Source organism: Burkholderia arboris (assembly GCF_038723655.1).
Taxonomy (GTDB): Bacteria; Pseudomonadota; Gammaproteobacteria; order Burkholderiales; family Burkholderiaceae; genus Burkholderia; species Burkholderia arboris.
Genome location: NZ_CP109822.1, coordinates 2660878 through 2681978 on the forward strand (window position 1 = coordinate 2660878; position 21101 = coordinate 2681978).

37 protein-coding genes are annotated in these 21101 nt (G+C 60.4%); 10 read left to right on the forward strand and 27 right to left on the reverse strand.

The window, feature by feature from the left end; all coding sequences use genetic code 11:
- Positions 1-23 precede the first annotated feature (23 nt).
- The 27 genes from OHZ10_RS29255 to OHZ10_RS38650 all read right to left on the reverse strand — a co-directional run bounded on the left by OHZ10_RS29255 (position 24) and on the right by OHZ10_RS38650 (position 16249).
- Entirely contained in the window at positions 24-695 is a 672-nt protein-coding gene (locus OHZ10_RS29255; RefSeq protein WP_342705150.1) for a hypothetical protein, read from the reverse strand.
- 29 nt (positions 696-724) lie between these two features.
- Positions 725-1603 (reverse strand): S49 family peptidase, encoded by an 879-nt coding sequence (locus tag OHZ10_RS29260; RefSeq protein ID WP_342705151.1) that lies wholly within the window; start codon positions 1601-1603, stop codon positions 725-727.
- Positions 1600-3276, reverse strand: coding sequence for a phage portal protein (locus tag OHZ10_RS29265; RefSeq protein WP_342705153.1), 1677 nt, complete (start codon positions 3274-3276; stop codon positions 1600-1602). Before OHZ10_RS29265 ends, OHZ10_RS29260 begins: the two co-directional genes overlap by 4 nt.
- On the reverse strand, positions 3276-3521 hold the full coding sequence (gpW, locus tag OHZ10_RS29270) for a gpW family head-tail joining protein (RefSeq protein WP_342705155.1): 246 nt from the start codon (positions 3519-3521) through the stop codon (positions 3276-3278). The genes OHZ10_RS29265 and gpW overlap by 1 nt, the downstream gene beginning before the upstream one ends.
- Before the next feature lie 7 nt (positions 3522-3528).
- The gene (locus OHZ10_RS29275; protein WP_342705157.1) at positions 3529-5694 is read right to left on the reverse strand and encodes a phage terminase large subunit family protein; all 2166 of its coding nucleotides are present in this window, start codon (positions 5692-5694) and stop codon (positions 3529-3531) included.
- Positions 5630-6223, reverse strand: coding sequence for a hypothetical protein (locus OHZ10_RS29280; protein ID WP_342705158.1), 594 nt, complete (start codon positions 6221-6223; stop codon positions 5630-5632). The genes OHZ10_RS29275 and OHZ10_RS29280 overlap by 65 nt, the downstream gene beginning before the upstream one ends.
- Before the next feature lie 157 nt (positions 6224-6380).
- Positions 6381-6959, reverse strand: a complete 579-nt coding sequence (locus OHZ10_RS29285; protein WP_342705159.1) for a phage tail protein — start codon at positions 6957-6959, stop codon at positions 6381-6383.
- Complete coding sequence (locus OHZ10_RS29290) at positions 6959-7246, reverse strand: hypothetical protein (protein ID WP_342705161.1); 288 nt, start codon at positions 7244-7246, stop codon at positions 6959-6961. The genes OHZ10_RS29285 and OHZ10_RS29290 overlap by 1 nt, the downstream gene beginning before the upstream one ends.
- Positions 7247-7433: 187 nt before the next feature.
- Positions 7434-7745, reverse strand: coding sequence for a phage protein NinX family protein (locus tag OHZ10_RS29295; protein ID WP_342705999.1), 312 nt, complete (start codon positions 7743-7745; stop codon positions 7434-7436).
- A 50-nt stretch (positions 7746-7795) separates the two neighbouring features.
- Positions 7796-8155 carry a phage protein NinX family protein gene (locus OHZ10_RS29300; protein WP_342705162.1) on the reverse strand — a complete coding sequence of 120 codons (360 nt, stop codon included), beginning with the start codon at positions 8153-8155 and terminating at the stop codon, positions 7796-7798.
- A 215-nt stretch (positions 8156-8370) separates the two neighbouring features.
- Positions 8371-8790, reverse strand: a complete 420-nt coding sequence (locus tag OHZ10_RS29305; RefSeq protein ID WP_342705163.1) for a type II toxin-antitoxin system HicB family antitoxin — start codon at positions 8788-8790, stop codon at positions 8371-8373.
- A gap of 60 nt (positions 8791-8850) precedes the next feature.
- On the reverse strand, positions 8851-9027 hold the full coding sequence (locus OHZ10_RS29310) for a type II toxin-antitoxin system HicA family toxin (protein ID WP_226265009.1): 177 nt from the start codon (positions 9025-9027) through the stop codon (positions 8851-8853).
- A 79-nt stretch (positions 9028-9106) separates the two neighbouring features.
- Entirely contained in the window at positions 9107-9325 is a 219-nt protein-coding gene (locus tag OHZ10_RS29315) for a hypothetical protein (RefSeq protein ID WP_342705167.1), read from the reverse strand.
- The gene (locus OHZ10_RS29320) at positions 9322-9573 is read right to left on the reverse strand and encodes a hypothetical protein (RefSeq protein WP_342705169.1); all 252 of its coding nucleotides are present in this window, start codon (positions 9571-9573) and stop codon (positions 9322-9324) included. Before OHZ10_RS29320 ends, OHZ10_RS29315 begins: the two co-directional genes overlap by 4 nt.
- Positions 9570-10253, reverse strand: a complete 684-nt coding sequence (locus OHZ10_RS29325) for a hypothetical protein (protein ID WP_342705170.1) — start codon at positions 10251-10253, stop codon at positions 9570-9572. Before OHZ10_RS29325 ends, OHZ10_RS29320 begins: the two co-directional genes overlap by 4 nt.
- Positions 10253-10492 (reverse strand): hypothetical protein, encoded by a 240-nt coding sequence (locus tag OHZ10_RS29330; protein ID WP_342705172.1) that lies wholly within the window; start codon positions 10490-10492, stop codon positions 10253-10255. Before OHZ10_RS29330 ends, OHZ10_RS29325 begins: the two co-directional genes overlap by 1 nt.
- Complete coding sequence (locus OHZ10_RS29335) at positions 10489-10785, reverse strand: hypothetical protein (RefSeq protein WP_342705174.1); 297 nt, start codon at positions 10783-10785, stop codon at positions 10489-10491. The genes OHZ10_RS29330 and OHZ10_RS29335 overlap by 4 nt, the downstream gene beginning before the upstream one ends.
- 14 nt (positions 10786-10799) lie before the next feature.
- Complete coding sequence (locus tag OHZ10_RS29340) at positions 10800-11129, reverse strand: hypothetical protein (RefSeq protein WP_342705176.1); 330 nt, start codon at positions 11127-11129, stop codon at positions 10800-10802.
- Positions 11126-11581, reverse strand: coding sequence for a nuclease domain-containing protein (locus OHZ10_RS29345; protein ID WP_342705177.1), 456 nt, complete (start codon positions 11579-11581; stop codon positions 11126-11128). Before OHZ10_RS29345 ends, OHZ10_RS29340 begins: the two co-directional genes overlap by 4 nt.
- Positions 11578-11940 (reverse strand): helix-turn-helix domain-containing protein, encoded by a 363-nt coding sequence (locus OHZ10_RS29350; protein ID WP_342705179.1) that lies wholly within the window; start codon positions 11938-11940, stop codon positions 11578-11580. The genes OHZ10_RS29345 and OHZ10_RS29350 overlap by 4 nt, the downstream gene beginning before the upstream one ends.
- A gap of 37 nt (positions 11941-11977) precedes the next feature.
- On the reverse strand, positions 11978-12523 hold the full coding sequence (locus OHZ10_RS29355) for a DUF1064 domain-containing protein (RefSeq protein ID WP_342705180.1): 546 nt from the start codon (positions 12521-12523) through the stop codon (positions 11978-11980).
- Positions 12520-13530 carry a helix-turn-helix domain-containing protein gene (locus OHZ10_RS29360; protein WP_342705182.1) on the reverse strand — a complete coding sequence of 337 codons (1011 nt, stop codon included), beginning with the start codon at positions 13528-13530 and terminating at the stop codon, positions 12520-12522. The genes OHZ10_RS29355 and OHZ10_RS29360 overlap by 4 nt, the downstream gene beginning before the upstream one ends.
- A complete protein-coding gene (locus tag OHZ10_RS29365) occupies positions 13527-14351 on the reverse strand; it encodes a hypothetical protein (RefSeq protein WP_425394798.1) in 825 nt (274 codons plus the stop codon). Before OHZ10_RS29365 ends, OHZ10_RS29360 begins: the two co-directional genes overlap by 4 nt.
- Positions 14352-14417: 66 nt before the next feature.
- Positions 14418-14735: a hypothetical protein gene (locus OHZ10_RS29370; protein ID WP_342705184.1), complete on the reverse strand. Its 318-nt coding sequence runs from the start codon at positions 14733-14735 to the stop codon at positions 14418-14420.
- A 43-nt stretch (positions 14736-14778) separates the two neighbouring features.
- Positions 14779-15078, reverse strand: coding sequence for a hypothetical protein (locus OHZ10_RS29375; RefSeq protein WP_342705185.1), 300 nt, complete (start codon positions 15076-15078; stop codon positions 14779-14781).
- Between the two features lie 294 nt (positions 15079-15372).
- Positions 15373-15747, reverse strand: coding sequence for a helix-turn-helix transcriptional regulator (locus tag OHZ10_RS29380; RefSeq protein ID WP_342705186.1), 375 nt, complete (start codon positions 15745-15747; stop codon positions 15373-15375).
- A 106-nt stretch (positions 15748-15853) separates the two neighbouring features.
- Positions 15854-16249 (reverse strand): carph-isopro domain-containing protein, encoded by a 396-nt coding sequence (locus OHZ10_RS38650; RefSeq protein ID WP_425394787.1) that lies wholly within the window; start codon positions 16247-16249, stop codon positions 15854-15856.
- On the opposite strand from OHZ10_RS38650, the gene OHZ10_RS29385 reads away from it, so the two are divergent.
- From OHZ10_RS29385 to OHZ10_RS29430, 10 genes are all read left to right on the forward strand, one after another.
- Positions 16155-16958 carry an XRE family transcriptional regulator gene (locus OHZ10_RS29385; protein ID WP_342705187.1) on the forward strand — a complete coding sequence of 268 codons (804 nt, stop codon included), beginning with the start codon at positions 16155-16157 and terminating at the stop codon, positions 16956-16958. The genes OHZ10_RS38650 and OHZ10_RS29385 overlap by 95 nt on opposite strands.
- Positions 16959-17082: 124 nt before the next feature.
- A complete protein-coding gene (locus tag OHZ10_RS29390; RefSeq protein ID WP_342705188.1) occupies positions 17083-17397 on the forward strand; it encodes a hypothetical protein in 315 nt (104 codons plus the stop codon).
- Positions 17398-18073: 676 nt separating this feature from the next.
- Positions 18074-18217, forward strand: a complete 144-nt coding sequence (locus OHZ10_RS29395) for a hypothetical protein (RefSeq protein WP_233343673.1) — start codon at positions 18074-18076, stop codon at positions 18215-18217.
- A gap of 128 nt (positions 18218-18345) precedes the next feature.
- Positions 18346-18612 (forward strand): hypothetical protein, encoded by a 267-nt coding sequence (locus OHZ10_RS29400; protein WP_342705189.1) that lies wholly within the window; start codon positions 18346-18348, stop codon positions 18610-18612.
- Between the two features lie 46 nt (positions 18613-18658).
- A complete protein-coding gene (locus OHZ10_RS29405; protein ID WP_342705190.1) occupies positions 18659-18781 on the forward strand; it encodes a hypothetical protein in 123 nt (40 codons plus the stop codon).
- A 24-nt stretch (positions 18782-18805) separates the two neighbouring features.
- Positions 18806-19030 carry a hypothetical protein gene (locus tag OHZ10_RS29410; protein ID WP_342705191.1) on the forward strand — a complete coding sequence of 75 codons (225 nt, stop codon included), beginning with the start codon at positions 18806-18808 and terminating at the stop codon, positions 19028-19030.
- Positions 19031-19037: 7 nt separating this feature from the next.
- The gene (locus tag OHZ10_RS29415; protein WP_342705192.1) at positions 19038-19370 is read left to right on the forward strand and encodes an acetyl-CoA carboxylase; all 333 of its coding nucleotides are present in this window, start codon (positions 19038-19040) and stop codon (positions 19368-19370) included.
- A gap of 385 nt (positions 19371-19755) precedes the next feature.
- The gene (locus tag OHZ10_RS29420) at positions 19756-20118 is read left to right on the forward strand and encodes a DUF1566 domain-containing protein (protein WP_342705193.1); all 363 of its coding nucleotides are present in this window, start codon (positions 19756-19758) and stop codon (positions 20116-20118) included.
- 30 nt (positions 20119-20148) lie between these two features.
- Positions 20149-20613 (forward strand): DUF1566 domain-containing protein, encoded by a 465-nt coding sequence (locus OHZ10_RS29425; RefSeq protein ID WP_342705194.1) that lies wholly within the window; start codon positions 20149-20151, stop codon positions 20611-20613.
- Between the two features lie 14 nt (positions 20614-20627).
- Positions 20628-20984: a four helix bundle protein gene (locus OHZ10_RS29430; protein ID WP_342705195.1), complete on the forward strand. Its 357-nt coding sequence runs from the start codon at positions 20628-20630 to the stop codon at positions 20982-20984.
- Positions 20985-21101: the final 117 nt, after the last annotated feature.

The following is a 21101-nucleotide window of genomic DNA, read 5'->3' on the forward strand; positions in this document are numbered from 1 at the left end:
TGAAAGGGTTGAGGCGACTACGCTTACGCGCGCTTTCCGGTGACCTTGGAAAACGCCCGCTCCCAGCCGGATGCCGATTCGCGCTGCGGGTTGCGATGCACTTCGCCGCCCGCACCGAGTTGAGGGTTTCGAGACGTGCGAGCTGCCGATCGCGCGGAATGCCCGCTCGAGTCTGCCGCCGGCGACGCGCGAAGGATCGCGAGCGCTTCTTGACGCGTCATGCTCGTGTTGAACGCGAGATTGGCCGCCAGTTCGATGTTGCGGCCGGCAGATTTCGAGCTCATGATCGCTGCGCAACGCGCGCGCTCGCGACGACGTGCGCGAGCAACAGCGCTCTTGCCGCGCATTTCTTCTTCGTCGTCATCGTCCTCGGCACGCTCGTCGTCTTCGTCGTCAGCAGCGCGCTTGCCCTTCTTGCCCTTGCCCGAATCGTCTTCCTCGAGTTCGTCGTCTTCGGCGTTCTCGTCGTCGCGTTCGTCGTCCTTCCGGTCGTCTTCGGCGCGCTTGCCCTTCTTGCCTTTCGAGCCACGGCTGTCGCCGTCGTCGCGATCGCGATCTTCCGGCTCGTCGCCTTCCGCGCGCTCGTCGTCGCGTTCGTCGTCCTCCCGGTCGTCTTCCGCGGCCGAAGCGCGCTTGCCTTTCGGCGAGAGATGAGCGAACGAGAGCCCGCTCGCCATGAGGGTGCGAATACCCATATTTGAAACCTCTTGGGGTTTGGGAAATGTCAGCCCAGCTCGGCGAGCAGGGATCGAAACGCTTCATCCGGCGCCATTACGGCATCGGCGAAGCCGATCTCGACGCCGGCGGCGCCGAGAAACGTTGTTGCCTGCGTCTTTCGGACGACATCGGCAGAGAGATTGCGATTTCGTGCGACCGTTGTGACGAACAGCTCGCCCATTTCGTCGACGTCAGCTTGGAAGCGTTCGAGAGCTTCCTTCGACAGCGGGCTGAACTGGTTGCCGTCCGCCTTGCGATCGCCATACTTGATGATCGTGACAGTGAGCCCCGCTTTGTCGATCGCCTTGCTCTGGTCCAGATGCATGCAAATCACGCCGACGCTGCCGGTTCCACCGGTACGGGGCACCGTGATTTGCTCGCATGCACTCGCGAGCGCATAGGCGGCGCTGTATGCACATTCATTCAGGATTGCCAGCGTCGGCTTAATGCTCCGCGACTCGTAAATCAGATCCGCCAGGTCGAAGCAGCCAGCGACTTCTCCGCCAGGCGAATCGATCGACAGCGCGATCGCCTTGACGTCTTTGTCATTGAGCGCCTCGATGAAATTGTGGCGGATCGCGTTGTATCCGAGCATTCCCGAATACGGTCTTAGATTGCTGCTTCGCTGGACCAACGTACCAGAGACGTCGATAACCGCGACCCCTTGCTCCAGGTCATAGGGCGTTTCAGCACGCTGCCCGCTCGGCCCATCGTCCCAATCGTCATAAGCCATCGGCTTGACGATGAGCGGTGCGGCGCCAGCGAACTCGACATCGGAAATTCCGAATCTGCTCGCGAGTGCCTTGGCAATCACTTGCCCCTTGCTGGGATGGATAGCCAATGGCACGTCGAACACGCGCGCTGCTGCGAAGGGATAATTTTTCATTGGGGTTGCGGTTCTTCTTCAGGTTTCGACGCCTCGGCCGCAGCAACGTCGCCAGCCCAATCAGGCAGATTCAGCCCGAGCCTCTTGAATGTGGCGACCTCAACGGCCCGTTGAGCGAGAACTTCCTCCCAATCCAGACCTTGTTCGGCACATTCCCGCTTGAGCGTGGAAAGCCCAGCGTCCATGCCAAGCACCGCGCCCTGCTTTTCCTTCACTGGATCCACCCAGCCGCGCGCCACACCAAGCCAATCGCACCGCGAGTACGCAGTCGCCGCCTCGATAAATTCGGGCGCATCACTCGGGAGCACGTCATCAAGGTCACCGCGCTCGATGACTTCCTGCAGCCATGTCGCATACAGCGGCGTCGCGGTGCCGATCTTGTACTCGGCATTGCGTCGGCTAAGCGTCTTCCAGCTTTCGAGCAGTGCGGCCCGTGCGCTCGAGTAGTTGGTCTTGCTCCAGTCCTGCGTGATCTGCTCCGCTGATACGCCAAGCGCTGCGGCGATCGATCGAAGCATCTCGTGCGCGAAGTCTTCGAATCCGCTGTGCGGATGGGCGGCGGCTACCTGCTTGATCTCTTCGCCGGGTGCCAGCGTCGGGACGCGGACGTTATTGAGCATCGCGGGACGCTCTTTCGACCAATCGGCCCGGAGGTCCTGGTAAAAGCCCAGATCCCCACCGTCGCTGTCCATTGCAGATTCGATCATCGCCGGATCATATGGGCTCGTGACATACGTACCGAAGATCGTTGCGACCGTTGCAGCCTGGAGTTCGACACCGTAATAGCGCGCCAGCATTTTCGCGTGCGCGAGTACCGGCGTGAATACGCCGATGCCTCTGTTCTGGCCGGCACGGTCGCGCTCGAAATCGTGAATCACGCGGCGCCAGCCGTCTTCATCCTCGCGCTCGACGCGCTCCCACTCCATCGACTCGACTGCGTTGTACCAATCGTTCTGGTGAGCCTTTCGAATGTGATAGGCCATCGGCACGCCGTCGTCATCGATTTCGACGCCTCCGCGCAAATGCTTCTGGTCGACCATCTGGTATGGATTCGACAGACGATCCGGATCTACCACCATGAACGCTGTCGCATATTGTGCAGCGCCGCGGCTGACGCGCTCGGGCTTCCAGTAATTCACAAACAGCGAATCGCCATCGACTAGCTTGTGCCGCAACGAGAGGCGCATCTGTTGCGAGACCGTCAGTTGTCGCGAGACGTCGTTATAGCGCCCTAGATCCTCGGAGAATCCGCGCCATAGCGATTCGATAGCCTGCCGAATTTCGTCCGCCCACAATGCATCGAACTTCTTGCTGAATCGCGAAAGCGCGCGCCAGTCGGGATTCGCCGACAATCGAAGATGCGCCCCGACCGTGTTGTCGAGGATTCGCGTAATGCCGCCACTCGCCCAACCATCGTTCCGCACAAGATCGCGCTGACGCGCGACCATGCGATCTCGAAATTGGTTGATTTCCGAATCCGGCGAACGGATATACGGAAACCACTGGCCCATCTCGGCCGTCTGGACGTTCGACGCCTCGTAGGGGAAGAGGCTCGAATACGGCGGTTGCGTGATGCCTGGACCACCCCACCCGCCAGAATCCGCGCGCGCGCGACCGCCGGCCGGAACATCCCCGAAGGGCCGGCCCGAACTGTCGACGATGAGAGATGGCATTAAAACAGCACCCTGCGTGCGCGGTGGTAGCGAGGAATGAGACCGAGAGCCATTTGCAGCATCTCGATCGCTTTCATGATCTGAGCGAGATCACTTGGCTTGTAGGTGACAGACTTCGTTCCATCACCCTGGTTGTATGTGGCCGTCACGATCTTGGCCCCGGATGCAAGGTCGAAATAGGCCGCCTGAAGCGCGGCCAACCTCGATTGCATATCCGCAGTGCTCATTCCATCCGTGATTGCCATTGCTTTCCTATGCGAGGCGGTTCGTCAGCCGTTTCCTGACGAGTTTCCCATCTACCGGCCCGGCGGCCGGCACTTCGACCGACACGGCCGATTCTTGAGGCGCCGGTTGCGACGCCCATGCTTGCTGCGACACGTCGTAATCAAGTGGCTGCGCAACCTGATCGGCTCGCCGATTCAGCTTCAGCCCCAGATGGGTCAGCCCGCACAAGGCTGCGTATGCATATACGCGGCAGTCGAGTGCCTCATTCGCTCGGCCTGACGGCAATTCCCACACGCGGTATTTCTGGCCGCCCGAGACCTTCACGACGGATCGCTCCGACGTGAGCTGCTCGAAGTAGCCGATGTCCCGATCGTTCGGAAAGTGCATAAAGCCCGCGCCCGCCTCCTCGACGTGCAGACGGTTCCGAATCGTGTCCTTCGCCGCATTCACGCCGATGATCACGGGGCGGAACGACGCTTTGGTCTTGCGCGTCGGCCGCTTCACCGGCCAAATCGGATTTCTCTTTCCGCTGACCGCTGACTCGCCCTTGATCGCCCAGACCTTGCGCCCGAGACGTGCTTTCGAGAAATCGTAGACCTTTTGCGTGTGGTGGCCGCCGGAGTCGATGCAAACTGCCATCGCCTCGAACGGCCGGCCGTCCGCGCGATGCCAGATGCGGTTCAGCAACGCATCGAGCCGTTCCCACGGATCCGGCGTTTCCATGTCGCCCTCGATCACCTCGTAGGCGATCGACCAGCTTTCTTCATTGCGTCCCCAGCCAACGACCTCGACCTCAAAGCGATAGTCCTGCGTATCGACGCCGATCGTAATGACGGCAACGCCGTCAGGCACTTCCGCCGCCCAGCGCTCACCGCGCGCGACGAGCGCCTCGAGCCGAAGCGCCTTGCCTGAGTTCGGGCGATAGGGCATGCCGGCCTGCGTGTTCCACCAGGTCTGCTTTTTCTCTTCGTCGCCTTCGGCCTCCAGCCACTTGGCAGCGATGTCGGACGGCTTGTCCTTCTGCCACGGGCTATACATCTTGCTCGCTTGGAAACCAGCGTGCTCGTTGTCGACTTTCCATTCACCGCACTCCGGGCATTTCGCCCGATAGACGGCATAACGATCGCTCTCCCACCAATCCCACACAGAATCGATCGCCGTGGAAACCGTGGCCTCTCGCGAGTCGTCGGGCCCGCGCCACGCGCGTTCGTAGTCGTCTAGTGGAACATGTCTGGAACCGCAACATTCGAACGGGCGCGTCTGATGCCACCTCGCTGTTTGAAGCGCGCGAAGCCTGTCACCCTCAGACCAGATCTGCCCACATGACTCGCATGAGATGCGGGCCGTCTTCGGGAAGTGCTCGACAATCTCACCGCGAATGTCGCGTCGTTTCTCCCATTCAACGTGCTTGAAGAAGTCCGGGAACATCCGATGTCCGCAATGCGGGCATTCGATCGAAGCGCGACGCTGATCCGATTTCTTGTAACTTGCCTCGATGCGGCTCTCGTCCTCGACTGTCGGCGAGCAAGCGCGGATCGACAACCAGTTGAGGCCGAATGTCGCCGTCCGCTCTTCGGCAAGCGCTATAGGCTCGCCCTCGCGCGTCACTGGATATTTGTCTACCTCATCGGCAAGAATGACCCGAACAGGTCGCCGCGCGAGGTTGTCAGGACTGCCCGCGCCGGCCAGCGCCAGAAAGCCACCCGGGAACGCCTTGAACAGCAGCGTCTCATCCGCGTTACGCGTCTTGCTTGTGCCGACGAGTTCGCGCAGAACAGGCGTCACGCGAATCAGCGGGCTGATTCGCTCTTTACTAAACTGCTCAGCTGCGTCCTCTTTCGGCTGCAAAAGCAGTATCGGGCAAGGGTCAAGATGCGCGAAGTATCCAAAGACGTTCTCGAGAAGAGCTGTCTTGAGCAACTGCGTGCTCACCATCGTCGTAATGACATGCACGCCTGGCTCGGTGACTGCAAGCATAGGACCGCGAGCGATCTCAACGGTCGACGTCTCCCAATCTCCGGACGTACTACCCGATTCTTTTGCGAGCTTCCTGAATTCATCCGCCCATGCCGGCACGCTGATGCGGGGCGGCGGCGTCCATCCCTTACGCCACGACGCACGCAACCACTCAGCCTTCTCGACCGGAGAAATTGGCTTCCGGCTCGCCAAGCTGGGCGATTTGCTTGTGGACATGCGCAGTAAGGGCCTCTGTTACCCGGTCGGCCTCGACGCCAAGTTCGGCAGCAAGAAGCGGCCCGATCCTCGTAGGCCAGTTAAGCCAGGCATCGCGCTGCGCTCGTGACTCCTCGAAGAGGACTGATGTTGCGGTGTCCAGCTCGACGAGCGATCCGGACTTACGTTCGTATTCGAGCTGAGCCATCAGCCCGAGATAGTTCTCTTTCAGGCAGCGAGCCTCGTCGAAATCCAACAGCTCGACGCCGCTCGACAGAATCCGATTTGCCGCGTCGCCAGCGCTCTCGCCGGCCTCGAGTGTTACCTCTTTCGCCGCCTGGGTAACAGATTTGCGTTTGTTACCTTTCGGGGGTTGGGTAACACTTTGGGTAACATCCGGCACGCCGTCGCGGCGGTACCGTTTGAGAAGTTTGTTGGATGCGTCGACATTGACGTCATCGCCGTCAAACACAAGCCAGCCGCGCTCCTTCCACTTTGTGACGGTCTTCCGACTGACACGGTGGAGTGCCGCGAACTCGCTCTGATTCATCGCACGATCTGTTACCTGTTACCCAAATTTCAAAACTCGTAGCTGGTCGAAATCCGCGAGTCTTCGCTCCCGCCCTACACGAACCTCCGGGAAGGACCCGCCGCACCACCTCGGTGCGTCCGGCCCTCGCGCCCTCTCGCCGCGGCCACGCTGCTGGCTATCGCTTCGACGCGACGAAGGCGAGCTCGTGGCGCAGGATCTGCGGGAACTTGTCGCGGATCTTCTTCATCAGCGCCTTCTGGACACTCTCATTCGCAAGCGACTGTGGAATCGACGGCCCGAATAGCTCTTTGATCGGCAAGCCAGTTCGCCGGACCTTGCCGTTTCGAACCACCTTCTTGTGTGTCTTGCCCGTACGCTCGAACACGCCTCGGTGACCGTTTGGCATGGTCGCAATAAACGCATGCCTCAATACGGATCGCCCAGTCTTCACCTGGACGCTCACACCGTTCTTTCCCTGACGTGCTCCGTAATTGATCAGCGCGACGGGGCGGCCCGTTGACTTCAGCACAACGACCAGATTGCCGCGCGTCGCGCGCTGAATTACGAATGAATTTTTGATCGCGCTCGACTTGATGTTGTATCCAGCTGATCGAACCTCAACTGCAGCGGCCGTTCGAGCCTGCGTCGCGGTCTTGTTCAGCGCACGCACCACAGCTTTCTGCTGCTCGCCGACATAGCGCGTCAGGGCCGCCGTAACGCCTTTTACGTCGGCACGAACGTCGAGCTTGAGCATCAGGTTTTCGGATTCTTCAGCCAGGCGGCCGGCAGCATGTCAACGCCGGGGTCGGTCGCATACAGCGGGACATCGACCATCATCCGCGACGGCGAGCCGGGCGCGAAAGCCGTCAAACTCACGAGCGCGAGCGCATTCTCCGGCAGGAGAGCGGGGTCGATCGTCGCGTCCGTGACGATTGCGGCCACCTTACGCTTGCCGTTGAGCCAAAGCGGCGACCGAACAAGCGCAGCCTCCGCGAGCAGCTCGTCGATGACGATCTCTGCCTTCTTCGGGGAACGCGCCATTTCAGCACCGGAAATAAAAACGCCCGGCGAACCGGGCGGAAAGTCGATCGCTCGACACGAGGAGAATCAACGCGGATGAAACGCCAATGCAAAAAGCCCGCTGACCTCTCGATCAGCGGGCTTTCTCAGGACGCATCTTCCCGGGACCTATTCTGTATGATGGATTTGGAAATTGCAACCCCACCATTCAGATATTTTCGCTCGGCACTTCTTCACCGAATTTCGAGGCGACATAGGCACGCATGGCGGCGATCAGCTGGGTATCTCCGTATCCAACGGCTTCCCCGCTGAACTCGCCTTGCGCGACCATGCCGTCAGTCCATGCCTCCCACGCGCCGAGCGAGGCGCGAAAGTAAGGGGAGATTTGAGCGTATGCAATCCGCTCACGAGCGATTATCGGACCGCCATGCAGCCAGTCCGTCGATGGCGCGAAGTGTTCTAGATCGCCGGCACCTGTGCCGATCAGGATGTAATCACCTTGGTCCCAGTCGCACGACAGCGGATAGCCTTCCGCGCGCGACCCAGTAGTCGAGCTGGGCGCCGGTCAAGTCAGCAACCTTCATCGGGAACCTCCTCGCCAAACTTGCTCGCAACATACGCGCGCATAGCCGCGATCAGCAGCGTATCTCCGGTTTGATATGCGATGCAAAGATCCCTCGGTCCGTCCTGCGGCCGATAAATGCCCGCCGCCCACTTGCCCTCGAATCTCTCGAAAATTCCGAATGGCACTCGGTCAATGATGGGCCCACCTTGCAGCCAGTCGGAAGATGGTCGATACGGAACAAAACCGCAAATCCAGTTGCCGCTCCTTCCGAATCGTTCAGTGACAAGCGTTCCTCGTTCGACAAGACCGTCGGCCTTCGCCACCCAATAATCGAGCGCATCGCACGCGAGATCAGCGACCTTCATGTGGATCTCGTGTCACGGTCGACCGAAGGAACATCATCGGAGATCGCCCCGCCACATGCGCAGACGCCACCCGGCGGCCCACGCCGATTCCCTTCTCGACATTCGCACACTGGCAGCATGACGTAGTCAACCTGGCCGTTTTGGAGGAGCACCGGCCGAGCCAATTTGGCCGGGGATGATTTAGATACCGGTTTTGACTGACTCATATCCTCGCCTCACGCGATTACGGATAGCTCAAGATGGCGCCCGATCGCCTCGAACGCATCCGCAATCGTGTCGATCTTCGTCGTGTGCCCAAGATCCATGATTCGGTTCACGTCCTGCGGCCTGGTGCCCATGCGGCGTGCGAGCTCGGACGGTGTGACGCCCTGCGCGAGCATCTCGTTCAACAGCAACACCTTAGCCGAGACGCTCGCCGGCAGTGCGACCAACTCCTCGCCCTTCTTCGCCTTCGACGGCGACGGCACAGGGCGCTTGTCCTCGAAATAGAAGTCCATCGACGTCAACAGCGCGTCGGCAGCCATTTCGCGCGCCTCCTCGACGGTCTTGCCGCCCGTGAGCGCCTCGGGGATGTCGCGGAACGACACCATAAACCCGTCTTCGTCAGGCTCGATCAGAGCCGGATAACGCAACATAGTGATTCTCCATTGTGCTTGGCGGACGGTGTGCGGAAAGCCCCTTTCGGGGCTTCCCTCTCATTTCAGTTTGAGCTGCTTCAGAATCTTCTTCCTGAGACCTTCCCCGATTTCGTGCCCCGGGTGTCTGGGAAGTGCGGTTTGCTCGCCGTTGAGGTAGACCTTCGTGTGCTTCGCTCCTTCTTTGAAGATCGCCCCTCGGTCGGCCAACCACTTCTTGAACTCACTCTGTTTCACCGTCCCTCCGTGTTGTGACCATGGAGACACTTTAAACATTTTTGCTTACTCTCGCAAGCACTTTCTTAAACATTTTTGCTTACCTTCCTGCAAAGGCAGTCGGGGCCCTCCCGGGACGTGGCGCGGACCAGTCGCAGGAAATCGCGAGGCCACCCTGACCACCGCCGACTGCGAGCACACATGGCACGCCGTCATCTGCGATGATCGAACTTACCTTCACGTTGCCGGTGATATTGTTGGCGAGCGGATCGCAACCGGCCAGAAACAACGAAACGCATGCGAGGAGCATGTATTTCATGCCGTCACCTCGTCCTCGACGTCGTCAGTCAGGGGCACGCCGCTGATCGGCCGCAAGTTGCAGTCGTAAATGATCCCCTCGCAATATGCTTCGCCAAACTCGTCGAACATCGGTTGCAGATGCTTCACGTACCAGATAACGCCATCGCTGTCGGAAAACGCGAAGCTCACGACCTCCACGATTACATCGTTGTTCGACGGATCGACCATTCCAGTCGTCACCGCGAGATCACCCCGTTTGCAATTCATGCCACCTCTCCGATCTTGATCAGAAATTTCGAGATGAACATCGGCAGGAGTGCCACCTTCGCTGCCTGATATGTCGCATGCTGGGCGCCGGCGCGGCCATTGCTCCAGACGTTCGCGCCGCATTCCTTGTTACGCATGCTGACCGAGACTGCGGCACGCTGCTCGATCGTGAGGCGGTCGACGCAGAGCTGAACTTGTTCGGACATCTGGTTCTCGATCCATTCGTCGGCCCGTTCGTCGAGTTCCTCGTCATTCATCGGCGTATCGTAACCGCGACAGGTTCGATCCTCGGGCCGGTAGAAATGCGCCAGCTGCACCGCGTGCGACTGGCGGATTTGCCAGCGGTACCAGGTCAGCAAGAGTTCTTCGATTTGTTGGCTCTGATCGGGCGTCATGGTTGTCCTGTGTGCGAATTTGATTTTTATTGCATCCCGGCCGCGGCGCGAAACTTCGCGTATGGGCCGCGAACGTACTGATCGAAACGGGCCTTCGCGCGTGCGTCGTGATCGAGAAATGCGCGGCTCTCGATGCCGCAGCGTGCGCGGATGAACTCTGCTGCGTCGGCCGGCTGCGGCTGGCTGGCCGATCGCATGCATCCAATTCAGGAATTCCGGCTCATTCGCCCATAGGCCTGCGAGTTTCGCCAGCGGGCCGCCCTTTGGTCGTTGGGTCGCATCCATCAGACCATCACCCGGAAGGGAATGCCCCAGTACAGCATCCAGTCGATCAGCGATTCGCGAAGATCAACGCCGCGCGGAAACGAAAATTCGATTTCCCCGTTATCGACCTCACGCCCGACCACCGGGCAGCCGGTGAATGCGACCAGACGATCGCCCGATGCGCCGTCTACCCGGCTCGCCGCGATAGCTCGCAACGGCTCGGGCACTGACGACAATTCGATGCATGCGACTTCGCTCACTCGATACCTCCGACGTTCCATTCGAGTTCGCCACTCGCCAGAAATGGCGCCAGCGTCTTCGCGTTCCAGTTCACCGGCACTTCCACGGGATATGTTCCGTCAGGGTTCCATGCGTGCGGCGCTGCCTTGTCGCGGTATTGCTCCGGCACGATCACGTCCGCATAGATCCACGCCGCTTCCGGTTTCGACGGCGTGCCGCGGCGCATCGGGCCGCGCAGACGGACAGCACGGCATTCGAACGTCGCGTAGTTCTCGCGCAGATAGCGCCAGTGGCGAACGGCAGGGAGAGCCATCTTGACGACGAGCCTCATGCCGCTCCCGGAGTGCTGTATTTCGCCTGAAGCAGCATCCATGCAAGCGTGTAGCAAACCGCAAGCGACACGAGACCGGCGTAGATGCATGCGCAAACGATGATCGCAGCGACGATGCAGCCCTTAAGCCAGCGCACCCATGAGAGGAAGCCTTTTCGTTTCGGCTTCGGATCTGCCCCAAAGATTGCGAGCGCCATCATCACGGTGAAGACCCACATGAGCACCACGAAAAAAGTGCCGGCCGCGTCGAGGCCGAGAACTTTCCATGCGAAATAGCTGGCAATAACCAACATATCCACCACAAGCGTCAAGATCAGATCCTTCATGCGTCCTCCGTAATAATCCCAGCGATTCCCATCTTTCGAGCCCGTATCGGCTCCCACTCTGCGTATCCTCGGTCCCATGCATCGAACTTGACCTGCCTCGGCGTGCCGACACGGTTCTGATCGATCCACGCGTGGCACCACATGCAGCCCGGCACCGTGAATTCGTTTTTGGCCTTCATGCTGCCTGCCTTCCCGTGACGCTCCTGGTTCGAATGGCACGGCACGACGGTGTCGTCCATCGGATTGAGGCGGCAGACGCCCGGCACGCGCAGGTAACAGGACTCACCGCGACATGCCGCCAAATACTTCGAGCCTTCGGCAACTGTCGGCCGCTTTTGGCCTCGCTTCATCGCGGTCTTTCGCGGCGCCTGCTCCGGTAATGGTGAGCTTTTGCGGGACCACGATCCGCGCGCCATCGGCGTTTTCCGCGGGCCGAAACCAGAACGCTTCATGCAGCTACCTGGGCTGCGGCGACCATCGCGCGGATCGCGTTCCCCGCCCACAAGATCGATTCGTTCAAGAGCATCTCTTGCTCGTGCTCCTCGACGATGCGCTGTTGAATTCGCGCCATCCGCTTCGAACCGACGGTGTCATAGCCGCTTTCGTATTCCTTCCCGGTGTACTTCAAAGGATGAACGGCGTGCCCCTTCGCGCTGGGCGCAAGAATCGTTTCCCCTTTGACGAGGTAGCCGTCAGCGATCAGATGCCGGATCGTTTCGCGCGTGCTACCTCCGCGACCCTTGCCGAGCCGGCGTGCGATCTCGCCCGCGTGTATCCCCGGGTTTGCCTTCACAAACTCGATGATCTTCATCGAGACCGGACCAACCTTCCCGTGTGCCATTCGAACCTCACTTGATTTCGACGATCTGCAGGCCGCGCACGGCCATCAGATGACGCTTGATGCGGTATTCAGGGGTGATGACGCCCTTCACGTCCTCAATCACCGTCTTGCCGTCGCGCTCGTAGACGAAGTCGGCAACGTAGCGAAGCGCGGGCTTCTTGCGGCCATTGATCACGACGGGTTCCGCGAGCACATAAGCGACTTGGCGTTCGAGTTCGGAAATCTCGCCGGCGGCCAGCTGGCGCGCGAGCGTGATCCAGCGGTCACGCTCGCGCCGGCTGTCGAAGGTGATGCCGTCGTGCATACAGCGCTGATTTCGGTACTTCGACGGCTTCACCGTGGATTGAGCCGTAAGTGGTGCCGGGCGGCCGACATCGACACCGTCAGCGATCTCGTCGAAACCTGCATCGACCTGCGGACGGCTTCCGGTCTTCTCGTAGATCGCTTTCTGTGCGGCGGTCATCTTCGGGCGAGCGTCGTCCCGTATGCGCGCCGTTCCGACATGCGTCGCGGCGACATCGACGCGCATGGGCCATGTGGTGCGCTTCGTCACGCCGCTTCCGCCTGCGCGACTTGCTCGCGCGGAATGTCGTTGAAGTAGGCGAAGAGCGCGGCATACCGTTCCGGGCTCTCACGATTGACGGTGCTCAGCATGTCCTCCATCCATTCACCTGGGCCAGCTGCCTTGAACACGCGCGCCTTGTACTGCTCGAACACCTGATCGGGCCGCTCGGCGACGTTGAGCTGTTTGCCACGCTCCCGGATACCAGGCGCCGATTTCCACCAGTCCGGCGAGATTGACGTGCCGCCGCCGGCTGTCGCAGCGGCCTCGGACTTCACGGGGAACAGACCGGTCCAGCCACGCAGCACCGATGCCTCGATGACGATCGCGGGCTCGTGGCCGAAGCCGCGTAGACGGGTCAGGCAGTTGATCGAAGCCTTCGCCGCACCCGCCGTCCACGGTGCGAGCTTGTCGGCGTCCTTCGCTTCACGGTGTTCGCACCAGTCGAGCCACGCATCACGCAGCAGCCAGTCGGGAAGTTCAGTCGCTCGCAGTTCGCCATGCAACGCAACTCGCGGCGCTCGCCGCGCGGGTTGACGGTTCTCTGACGGTTCTTTGGTGGTTCCTGATGATTCGGGTGCAAAAGCTTTGCACCCTTTAGTGCTCTGTTTTGCACCCTTTACGTCGCCAGTTGCACCCTTTGCGTCGCCGTTTGCACCCTTTTCATTAGGTGCATTTTTTGCACCCTTTGAGCCAGCGGAATTGGGCGCAATTTCTGCACCGTTTATCCATGCGGGGTTGATGCGATACTCGCGACACTTTCCACGGCCGCCCTTGGCTTCGCTGACCAGAATCAACCAGCCTGACTGCTGCATTCGGCGCAGCTGATACTGAACAGCACGCGGCGATTGGCGCGTCTTGCTGGCCAGCGTCTCGACGCTCGGATAGATGTGCGTTCCGTCGTCGTGCGAGTGATCCGCCAAAGCGAGCGCGAGAATCATCTCGCCACCGCCCTCCGGATAGCGCTCGAACACTGCCGTCATGACCTTGACGCTCATGCAGCCTGTTCCGGTTGCGTGGCAGCGATAACGTCGTCGATCGTCGCCTGCCGCGAATCGACCTCCGGCGCCTGCTCGCCGTCTGCTAGGCCCAGAACCCAGCGGAGTGCATCGGCGCGCTCGCCCGTGGCCGTCTTGAGCGCCTCGGCAATGTCTTTGCGCGTCGGCTTCGCACGCTTCACGGGCACAGCGTCGAGCGCAGCGAGCATTGCGCGCGACCGCTCGTGGCCCTTCTTCCCTTCGATGGCGGCCTCGATGGCGGCCAGCTTTGCACGCTGCTCGTCCGGCGGCAGCTTCGAAAGCTTCATTGCCACGACCTGCGTAATCGTGCCGGCCTCAACCGCATCACGGACGGCCATGCAGCACTCGAGAAGCTTCAGGGCCGAGGTCACGGTCGCCTCGTTCACCCCGAACATGGTTGCCACCGAATCGAGTGCATGGCCGACGTCGAGAGCGCGCGCCATTTTCTCGGCTCGGTTCACCAGCGAGTCACCTTGACGAATCTCGTTCGCGCTGATCATCACGCCGACGAATGGTTTCATGCCGTCGCCAAGAACGCGTTTCGGAATAGCGGGGATCGTGATCGGTTCGTAGCCTTCGTGCCTGAGGCGGCGATTGAGCTCGCGCGCGTTGATGATCCGGCGGCGACCTTCGACGATCAGAAGCTGACCGGTTTCTGGGTCTTTGAAGAAGACGACCGGAGTGAAGACCCCGTGTGTTCGATAGTTGCGAATCGTTTTTTCGTCCGGAGCCTGGTGAACGCGACGGTCATACAGCGGATGCGACGGATCCGTCACGAGCGTGAATGCGTCAGGGTCCATGCCGAGCACGTTCCCCTGCCCCGATGCCCCGTAGACTTCTTTCGAGCTTCTGCCCACGTTTTTCTCCTATGCTGCCGCTTCGAGCGGCAATCGGTTTTCGCGCGATTCCGCGCTGTATTGCGCCACCAGGGCGTCGTGTTGGTCTTGGGTCATGTCGCGATCCCAGAAATCGGGATGGCCCGGCAGACGGTCACTGCCGTCCTTCCGGCGCTGGCAGAAGAAACTGCCCATTCGGTGTGGGAACCAGTAGCCGGCACAGTCACAGCGCGTCGTGCCGGTGTTGCGCTCCATCATCCATTTGTCGATGCGCCAGTCGCGCTCGCCGCAGAGGCATTTCGGATAGGCCGCGTCCTCCAAGACGCCCGGCTTGTCCTGGAGCACCATGCGGCGGTCGCACTTGCGACACCGGCAATGGAACCGGGCCATGTCAGGCGACCGGCAGACCGAGGAGTTCTTGCGATTTGCCAGTCGCGATGCACTTGCGCGAACCGCGCTTTGCCAGCCGCTTCGCGTCGAGCAGCTCGCGCGAGCGACCGCAAACGCTGGAGAGCTTGAGATTGGTGCGCGCCGAGATCTCCTCGCGGGTGAGCAAGGTCTCGGGCGAATCGAAGCAGTCCATCACCATCTTCTGCTTGGCCGAGAGCTCGGACACAGGCATGGCGTGGAAGCTGTCTTGCTGCGTCTCGGACACGCGATGGCCCGTGCGGGCGCTGAAAAAGTCATCCACTGGCATCTCCTTGCGGCGTCAACCGCGTAGGACTACTAAATCGAATCAGAAGAGCTCGTGCGCGAACGCTTGTGATCGGATTCAGTACGCCGGCCGAAGCCGGCGTGCCTTACTGCTTCGTTGCCTGGCTTGCCAAAAGAAACAGACGTCCGGCAATCGCAAACGCCTGCATTGTCTCCATACTTTTTTGTGTGCCTTTCTCCAACTCCTGTAGCAGTGCGTTTCGGTCATCACCCACTCGTCGCCGAGCGTCCTCTACGGCCTTCCGGCCAATCCGAAGCGCCTGATCCTCGGTCATTTCATAGTGGCCCTCTGCTGAATTACCTCCTCCATCAACGTCAGCATCGCCATGCGCGCGAGGTACTGCGAAACAGCACGATTGCCGACGACCCGCTCAAAGTCCGCGATCAGCCGAGCCGGGAGATCCTGTCGAGCCTTCCCGTGACGATCAACCGGCTCGCGGTTGAGCATGTTGGAGAGGTGCGATGCAGGTACCTCGAGGCGCTCGGCCAGCGTTCTTTGCGTCATGCCGCGCTCGACTCGCTGATCCCATGCGAGGAACACGGCATCACGGAAGGAACGGCATTCCGCGATCGATTCATGCGGCACAAACTCAGCCTGCTCCGCACGGGCGCCGCTTGCAGGCTGGTGGTGAGGCTGTAAGAGCATTCAGACTCCATTGAAAAAAACAACTGGATTACCACTGGAATTACGACTCGGAACAAAGCGAAAATTTTTTCAACCCCACCTCCATCCGATACCATGCATACGCAGATCAATGCCCTCCACTACCCGACTCCCCGTCTCGTACGCCTGCCGGGGGCTGAGCATCGTCGGTTGCCCTCACGCGATCGGCTACGTCCTCTTGGGTCCAACCCACCAGATCCTCACGACTTTCCCCGGTGAGTTCCGCCAACTTCGGGACATGAGGGGCAGGTACCCGCCCGGCCGTCCTCCACTGCTGGATGACTTGGTAGCCAGAAAGCCCAAGCGCCCGAGACATCGCTGAAAGCGAGCCGAAATGCGCTATGGCGCGCTCCAGGGCTGCGTTTCTGGGGGTATGTTTGGTGGTATTCATGAGCACTGATTCTATGCTAGAAAAACCAGTGATACAAGAAAATCCTGCAATGACGCAAGAAAAACTTGCGGATACGATCCCGCGCATGAACATCCATCGACGAATAAAGGAGCGACGGGAGGCTCTAGGACTTTCCATGGAGGCACTTGCTGCCCTTGTGGGGGTGAAGGCGTGGCAGACCGTTCAACAATGGGAAAAAGATGAGGGGGGGACAGCTCCTAAGCGCGAGCGTTTAAAAGCTGTCGCTGATGCCTTAAAAACAACCCCGGAATACCTCTTATTCGGCACTTCACAGGGAGATAGGCACGGAGATACTTCTCCGTCGGCGGTAGATACGAGAGAGCCGCCCCTTCCCAATCAGCCTGTTCCGCTGCAGTATTCAGTACGCGCCTCAAACTTCAGGCGAGTCGTTGTCGTTGGGCGCGCACAAGGTGGATTGCCTGAGAGAATTTGGACGGACGGGGACTATCCTGTGGGCGCAACAGACGAATATGCAGAAATCGCGACAAGCGATCCTCACGCCTTTCTTGTGCCAGTAATCGGCACCTCCATGGTCCCCCGCTTCAACCCTGGCGAATTCGCATTTGTGGAGCCAGGCACTGAGCCTGAACTAGAGGATGACGTGCTCGTCCGCCTCGCAACCGGCGAGACCATGATTAAGAAGCTTGTCTCGCGGCGAGGGGGCATCCAACTTGCCTCTTACAACGAGCCGGGATCAATGCTCTACAAGCTGGAGGAGATAACTTGGATGTACTACATCGCACATCCGGTGCCGGCACGAAAGATCAAAACGCGCATGTGACTGCGCTCCCTCTTTAGGTGAACCTTGCGCCTATAGAACCGGTAGTGAGGCCTCATCCTTGGGTAGGCATACCCAACAAATCCGAATCGAGAGCCCTCTAAGGAACGCTCGTCAGGAGGAAGCTTTGAGCACATTCGATCTCAGCGGCGTCAGAAAGGCTTTGGCCGTATTGGCAATTACTATATGGGCGGTCCCGGCGTTGGCCGGCACTCTTGCCGCGGTCGCGCACATGCCGAAGGGAATGTCTCTCATGCTCATTGAAGAATCAGTAACGTGCGATGGGGGTCCGACCGGGATAGTGCTCGACGCAAGCGGCCGCAAGGTCGACCAGACTTGCAATGTTCACTACTCGGCTGATGGCGTACGGCTAAGGTTTGCCGGCTATGGGAAGCCGGTCTTTTTCCCCAAGGATCAATTCACCGTCATCGATGCTCCATAAACGGAGCGACTATTTGACGTAGCGAGAGCGCGCCCACGAGCGCGCTCTTTTTTTGCTCGCGCCACTAGTTTTTCTTGCAATGCTAGTTTTACTGGCATATGATCCGTCTCAAGCGCTCCAGACGAACGCCCACCGCCCCGGCGGACCGCTCTCTAACCCTGACGGCAGATGAATCGGTGCTCGGCACCCAGCCCTTGGCCTCGTGCGGCTGAAACTAAAAGCGCGAGAAATGGCGGCCTGATGAGCTGCTACCGCATTGCGGCGCCCAGCGACGAGTGGCGTGGTAACCCGTCGCGCCGTCCCCGATCCGGAGCTGGCCAAGCCAGGTGTTGCCGGACGGGGACGTAAAGCAAAGCTCTGAAGAGCGCGCATCCGGCGGCGGCCTCGTCCGCTCCATCAATCCACTGAAGTACCCCAGCCGCGTGCGCGCCCTTGAGAGTTTCGACTGTTCTGATCGAATGGCATTGACCACAGTGCCATTCCTTGAGCGCAGTCAGGCGGTCGGAGTTGATCCGCCACCAATTCGATATGGAGTCCTGATGATGACGACGCTTGTAATCGGATTTGCGCTTGGAATATTCGCCGCCGCTCTCCTGCTTGTCGCCGCCTTCGATCTCAGGAAGGCGCCGACTCGCCGGCAGCGCCACTGATCAACGCAACACGAAGGGGAACGACGATGCAAAACGCATACACGCTGATGGGCTACACGGTCACGAACGCAGAGCAGGCCCGCACGGTTCTTCTTGTCGCCAAGCTGGCGGGCCGTGACGCCGTGGCAAAGCAAGCAATGGCGCTGATCGCGAAATATGAAGCGCAATAACTTTTTCGACCGATACCCCGGAGCCGCTGTCGGTTTTGCCTTCGTCATCGGCAGCGCTCTCGGGTTCTTGATCGGCGCGGCTTGCGCGCACGCCGCCTAACAACCCCTCCCGCTACAGGAGAACGACGATGAGCCAAGCGAAAAAGCTGTTTTCCTGCCAATGCACGCGCTGCGATGGTTCCGGCAAACACGATCGCGGCACCTGCTTTGACTGCAAAGGTCTTGGTGTTGTCCAGCGCCTTACCGCGCGTGGCATGCACGACTTCGCGCTGATCGTTACCTATTCGAACGGCTCGACCAACAAGCCGCGCCTGTTCGCAACGTCGCGCGCCAAGGCAATCAGCATCATCGAACGCCAATTGCGCATTAACGGGTGGACTGGCGTAGTCGCCTGACCAACCGCGCCCGCCCTGCGGGCAATCACACCACACCGAGGGAATCGTGAGCCAAATCGCACGCGACCTGCTCGAGTTGCGCCGGGACAGCCCCAATTCGCCGGAGCTCACGCGCCTGGCGCTGAATCTCATAGCGCCAGGCGTCGCGAGCCTTCTCGGCGGCATCTGACCACAACCACATCGAGGAACGACCATGAATTCGGTGAATCATCCGGCAGCACAGTCCCTGATCACATGGAAGCGCGCGCAGTCGCCGCGGCGCCTCCAGCGACTCGCGAGCGTGACGTTCCGCATCGGTCGCAACCTGTTCGCGGTGCTCGGCGTGTTCTTCGCGTACCTGATCGTCCTCGGCTACCTGCAATATCAGCATCAGGCCGCGAAGTTCGAAGTTCAATGCGCTGTGTCGCGCTGCATGTGAGTCGACCATGCACACGATCAAGCACACACCAGGGCCGTGGCTCCCGCATGCGCTTTACCCAGAGATTCTCGTTTCCGTGCAAGCGCCTACACTCTCCCTCCTGACGGTCGATGCAGCCGGAGCTGCCCGCTTCATCAGCCGGGACGACTGCCGGCTCGCAAGTGCCGCCCATGACACCGCCGGCGCGCTCGACCTCGCCCTCCGGACCATTCGGGCGGAAGCAATCAAATCCAGTACGCGCGCGGTCATGGAGATGGCGCTCATGAAAGCCGGCTACCTGGTTCCCGTACCAAAGCACGAGCCGCCCACCCACTACCGGATCTGCGGGGAGAACCTGTGATGCGCTCGGTTCAAATCTATCAAGCGCCCATCGACAACGCACTCCTTGGCTCATGTCACCGCGTCCACGGCTACACCGTCAAGGCCACCCTGTGGGCCACCGGAAGCGGAATCGCGGCCGGTTGCGTCTGGTTTCTCTGCGTTGCGTTCCGCGCCGGGGTACTTCCGTGGTCATTCTGAAAATCTGGCTCAGCGCCTTCGTTGCGCTGGCCGCGCTGCTATGCCTGCAGGCGTTCCTGCAAGAGCATTCCGAGCGCATCGAGCAACCCCGACAAACGTCGGTGACGCGCCGAACCTAGGCAACTTTCGATTTTCGATTTTCCTTTTCTTGGCAGCAGCACTTCGCGGGCGTCCTTTGTGGCGCCCGCTCCTTTTTTGGAGATTCCATGCAGATCCAAATCCCCTCGGCCGCTGACGGCGAAGTGTATCTCGGCAGTTTCATCGACAGGAACGGTGACGTCACGCACACCTATCTGCTGCCCGGCGAAAACGATCGCGCTTCGTGGCGGGAGCAGATGGACTGGGCTAAGAGTGTCGGCGCCGACTTACCGACTCGCGCCGAGCTCCTGATGGCCTACGAGCGACATCGCGATCTGTTCGAGCAGGCGGCCTACTGGTCGAACCAGCCTGACACCGACCCGGGCTATTCCGGCTGGGCGTGGTGCCAGTACTTCTACGATGGCAACCAGGACTTCAGCCACCAGGGCCTCGAGTTGCGCGCCCGCGCCGTCCGCAGATTGTCGATTTAACCCTTCATCTATTTCCCAACGGAGCGAGCAATGACGATCACGCTTGAACAGATCGAGGCAGATCACGCGCGCATCGGCGCGATGATCGACGAATACAAGAAGCAGCCGCAGGCGACCGAGTACGACGTCGATGCGGTGACCATCCACCTGGCCGCAGGCGAGCGCATCGCCGGCCAGATCCTCCTCGAAGACGGCTCGCTGAGCCACTACCTGATCCTGTTGCCGGGCGACGCCGAGGGTCTGGACTGGGAAGCGGCGAAGGCATGGGCGGCCGAGCGCGGCGGCGAACTGCCGACGCGCCGCGAACAGTCGCTCCTGTTCGCCAACCTGAAGGGTGAATTCGAGTCGACCTGGCACTGGTCCGGCGAGCGCCACGAATCCAATTCCGGCTGGGCGTGGTGCCAGCACTTCGACGGTGGCGGCCAGAGCAGCAACCACCAGTACCACGAGTTGCGCGCCCGCGCCGTCCGCAGATTTATCCCTTCAGTTTTTTGACCATTTAATCCACCGTGGCCCTGCATAACCAACTCCCGATATATCGAACGGCCTACGGGTTGCTCGATGACGTCACCACCCTGGTCAAGAACATGCCCCGCGATTTCAAGCGCAGCATCGGCGAGAAGATCAGTGCGGAGTGCATCGAGATCATGGTCCTGGTGTTCCGCGCGAACGTCGCGGCCGACAAAGCGCCTCACCTCGTCGAATTGCTCGAGCGCCTGCAGGTGATCGAACTGCTGCTTCGTCTCAGCATGGACAAGCGTCTGATCGCGCGTGACGGGTATGCAGGTGCCGTCGAGAAAACGACGAGTATCGGGAAGCAGGCCAACGGCTGGAAGAACGCCGCAAACCGTCGCCCGCTCCGCTAAGGTCAAGGCCTTCGCGGCTGAGCGATATATCAATCTGGTCGTGCCGCTGGCCCACAAGGCCACCGCCATGCGCAATGAGGAAACCGGCCGCCGGCGTGCGGAAAGGTCCAGCGCAGT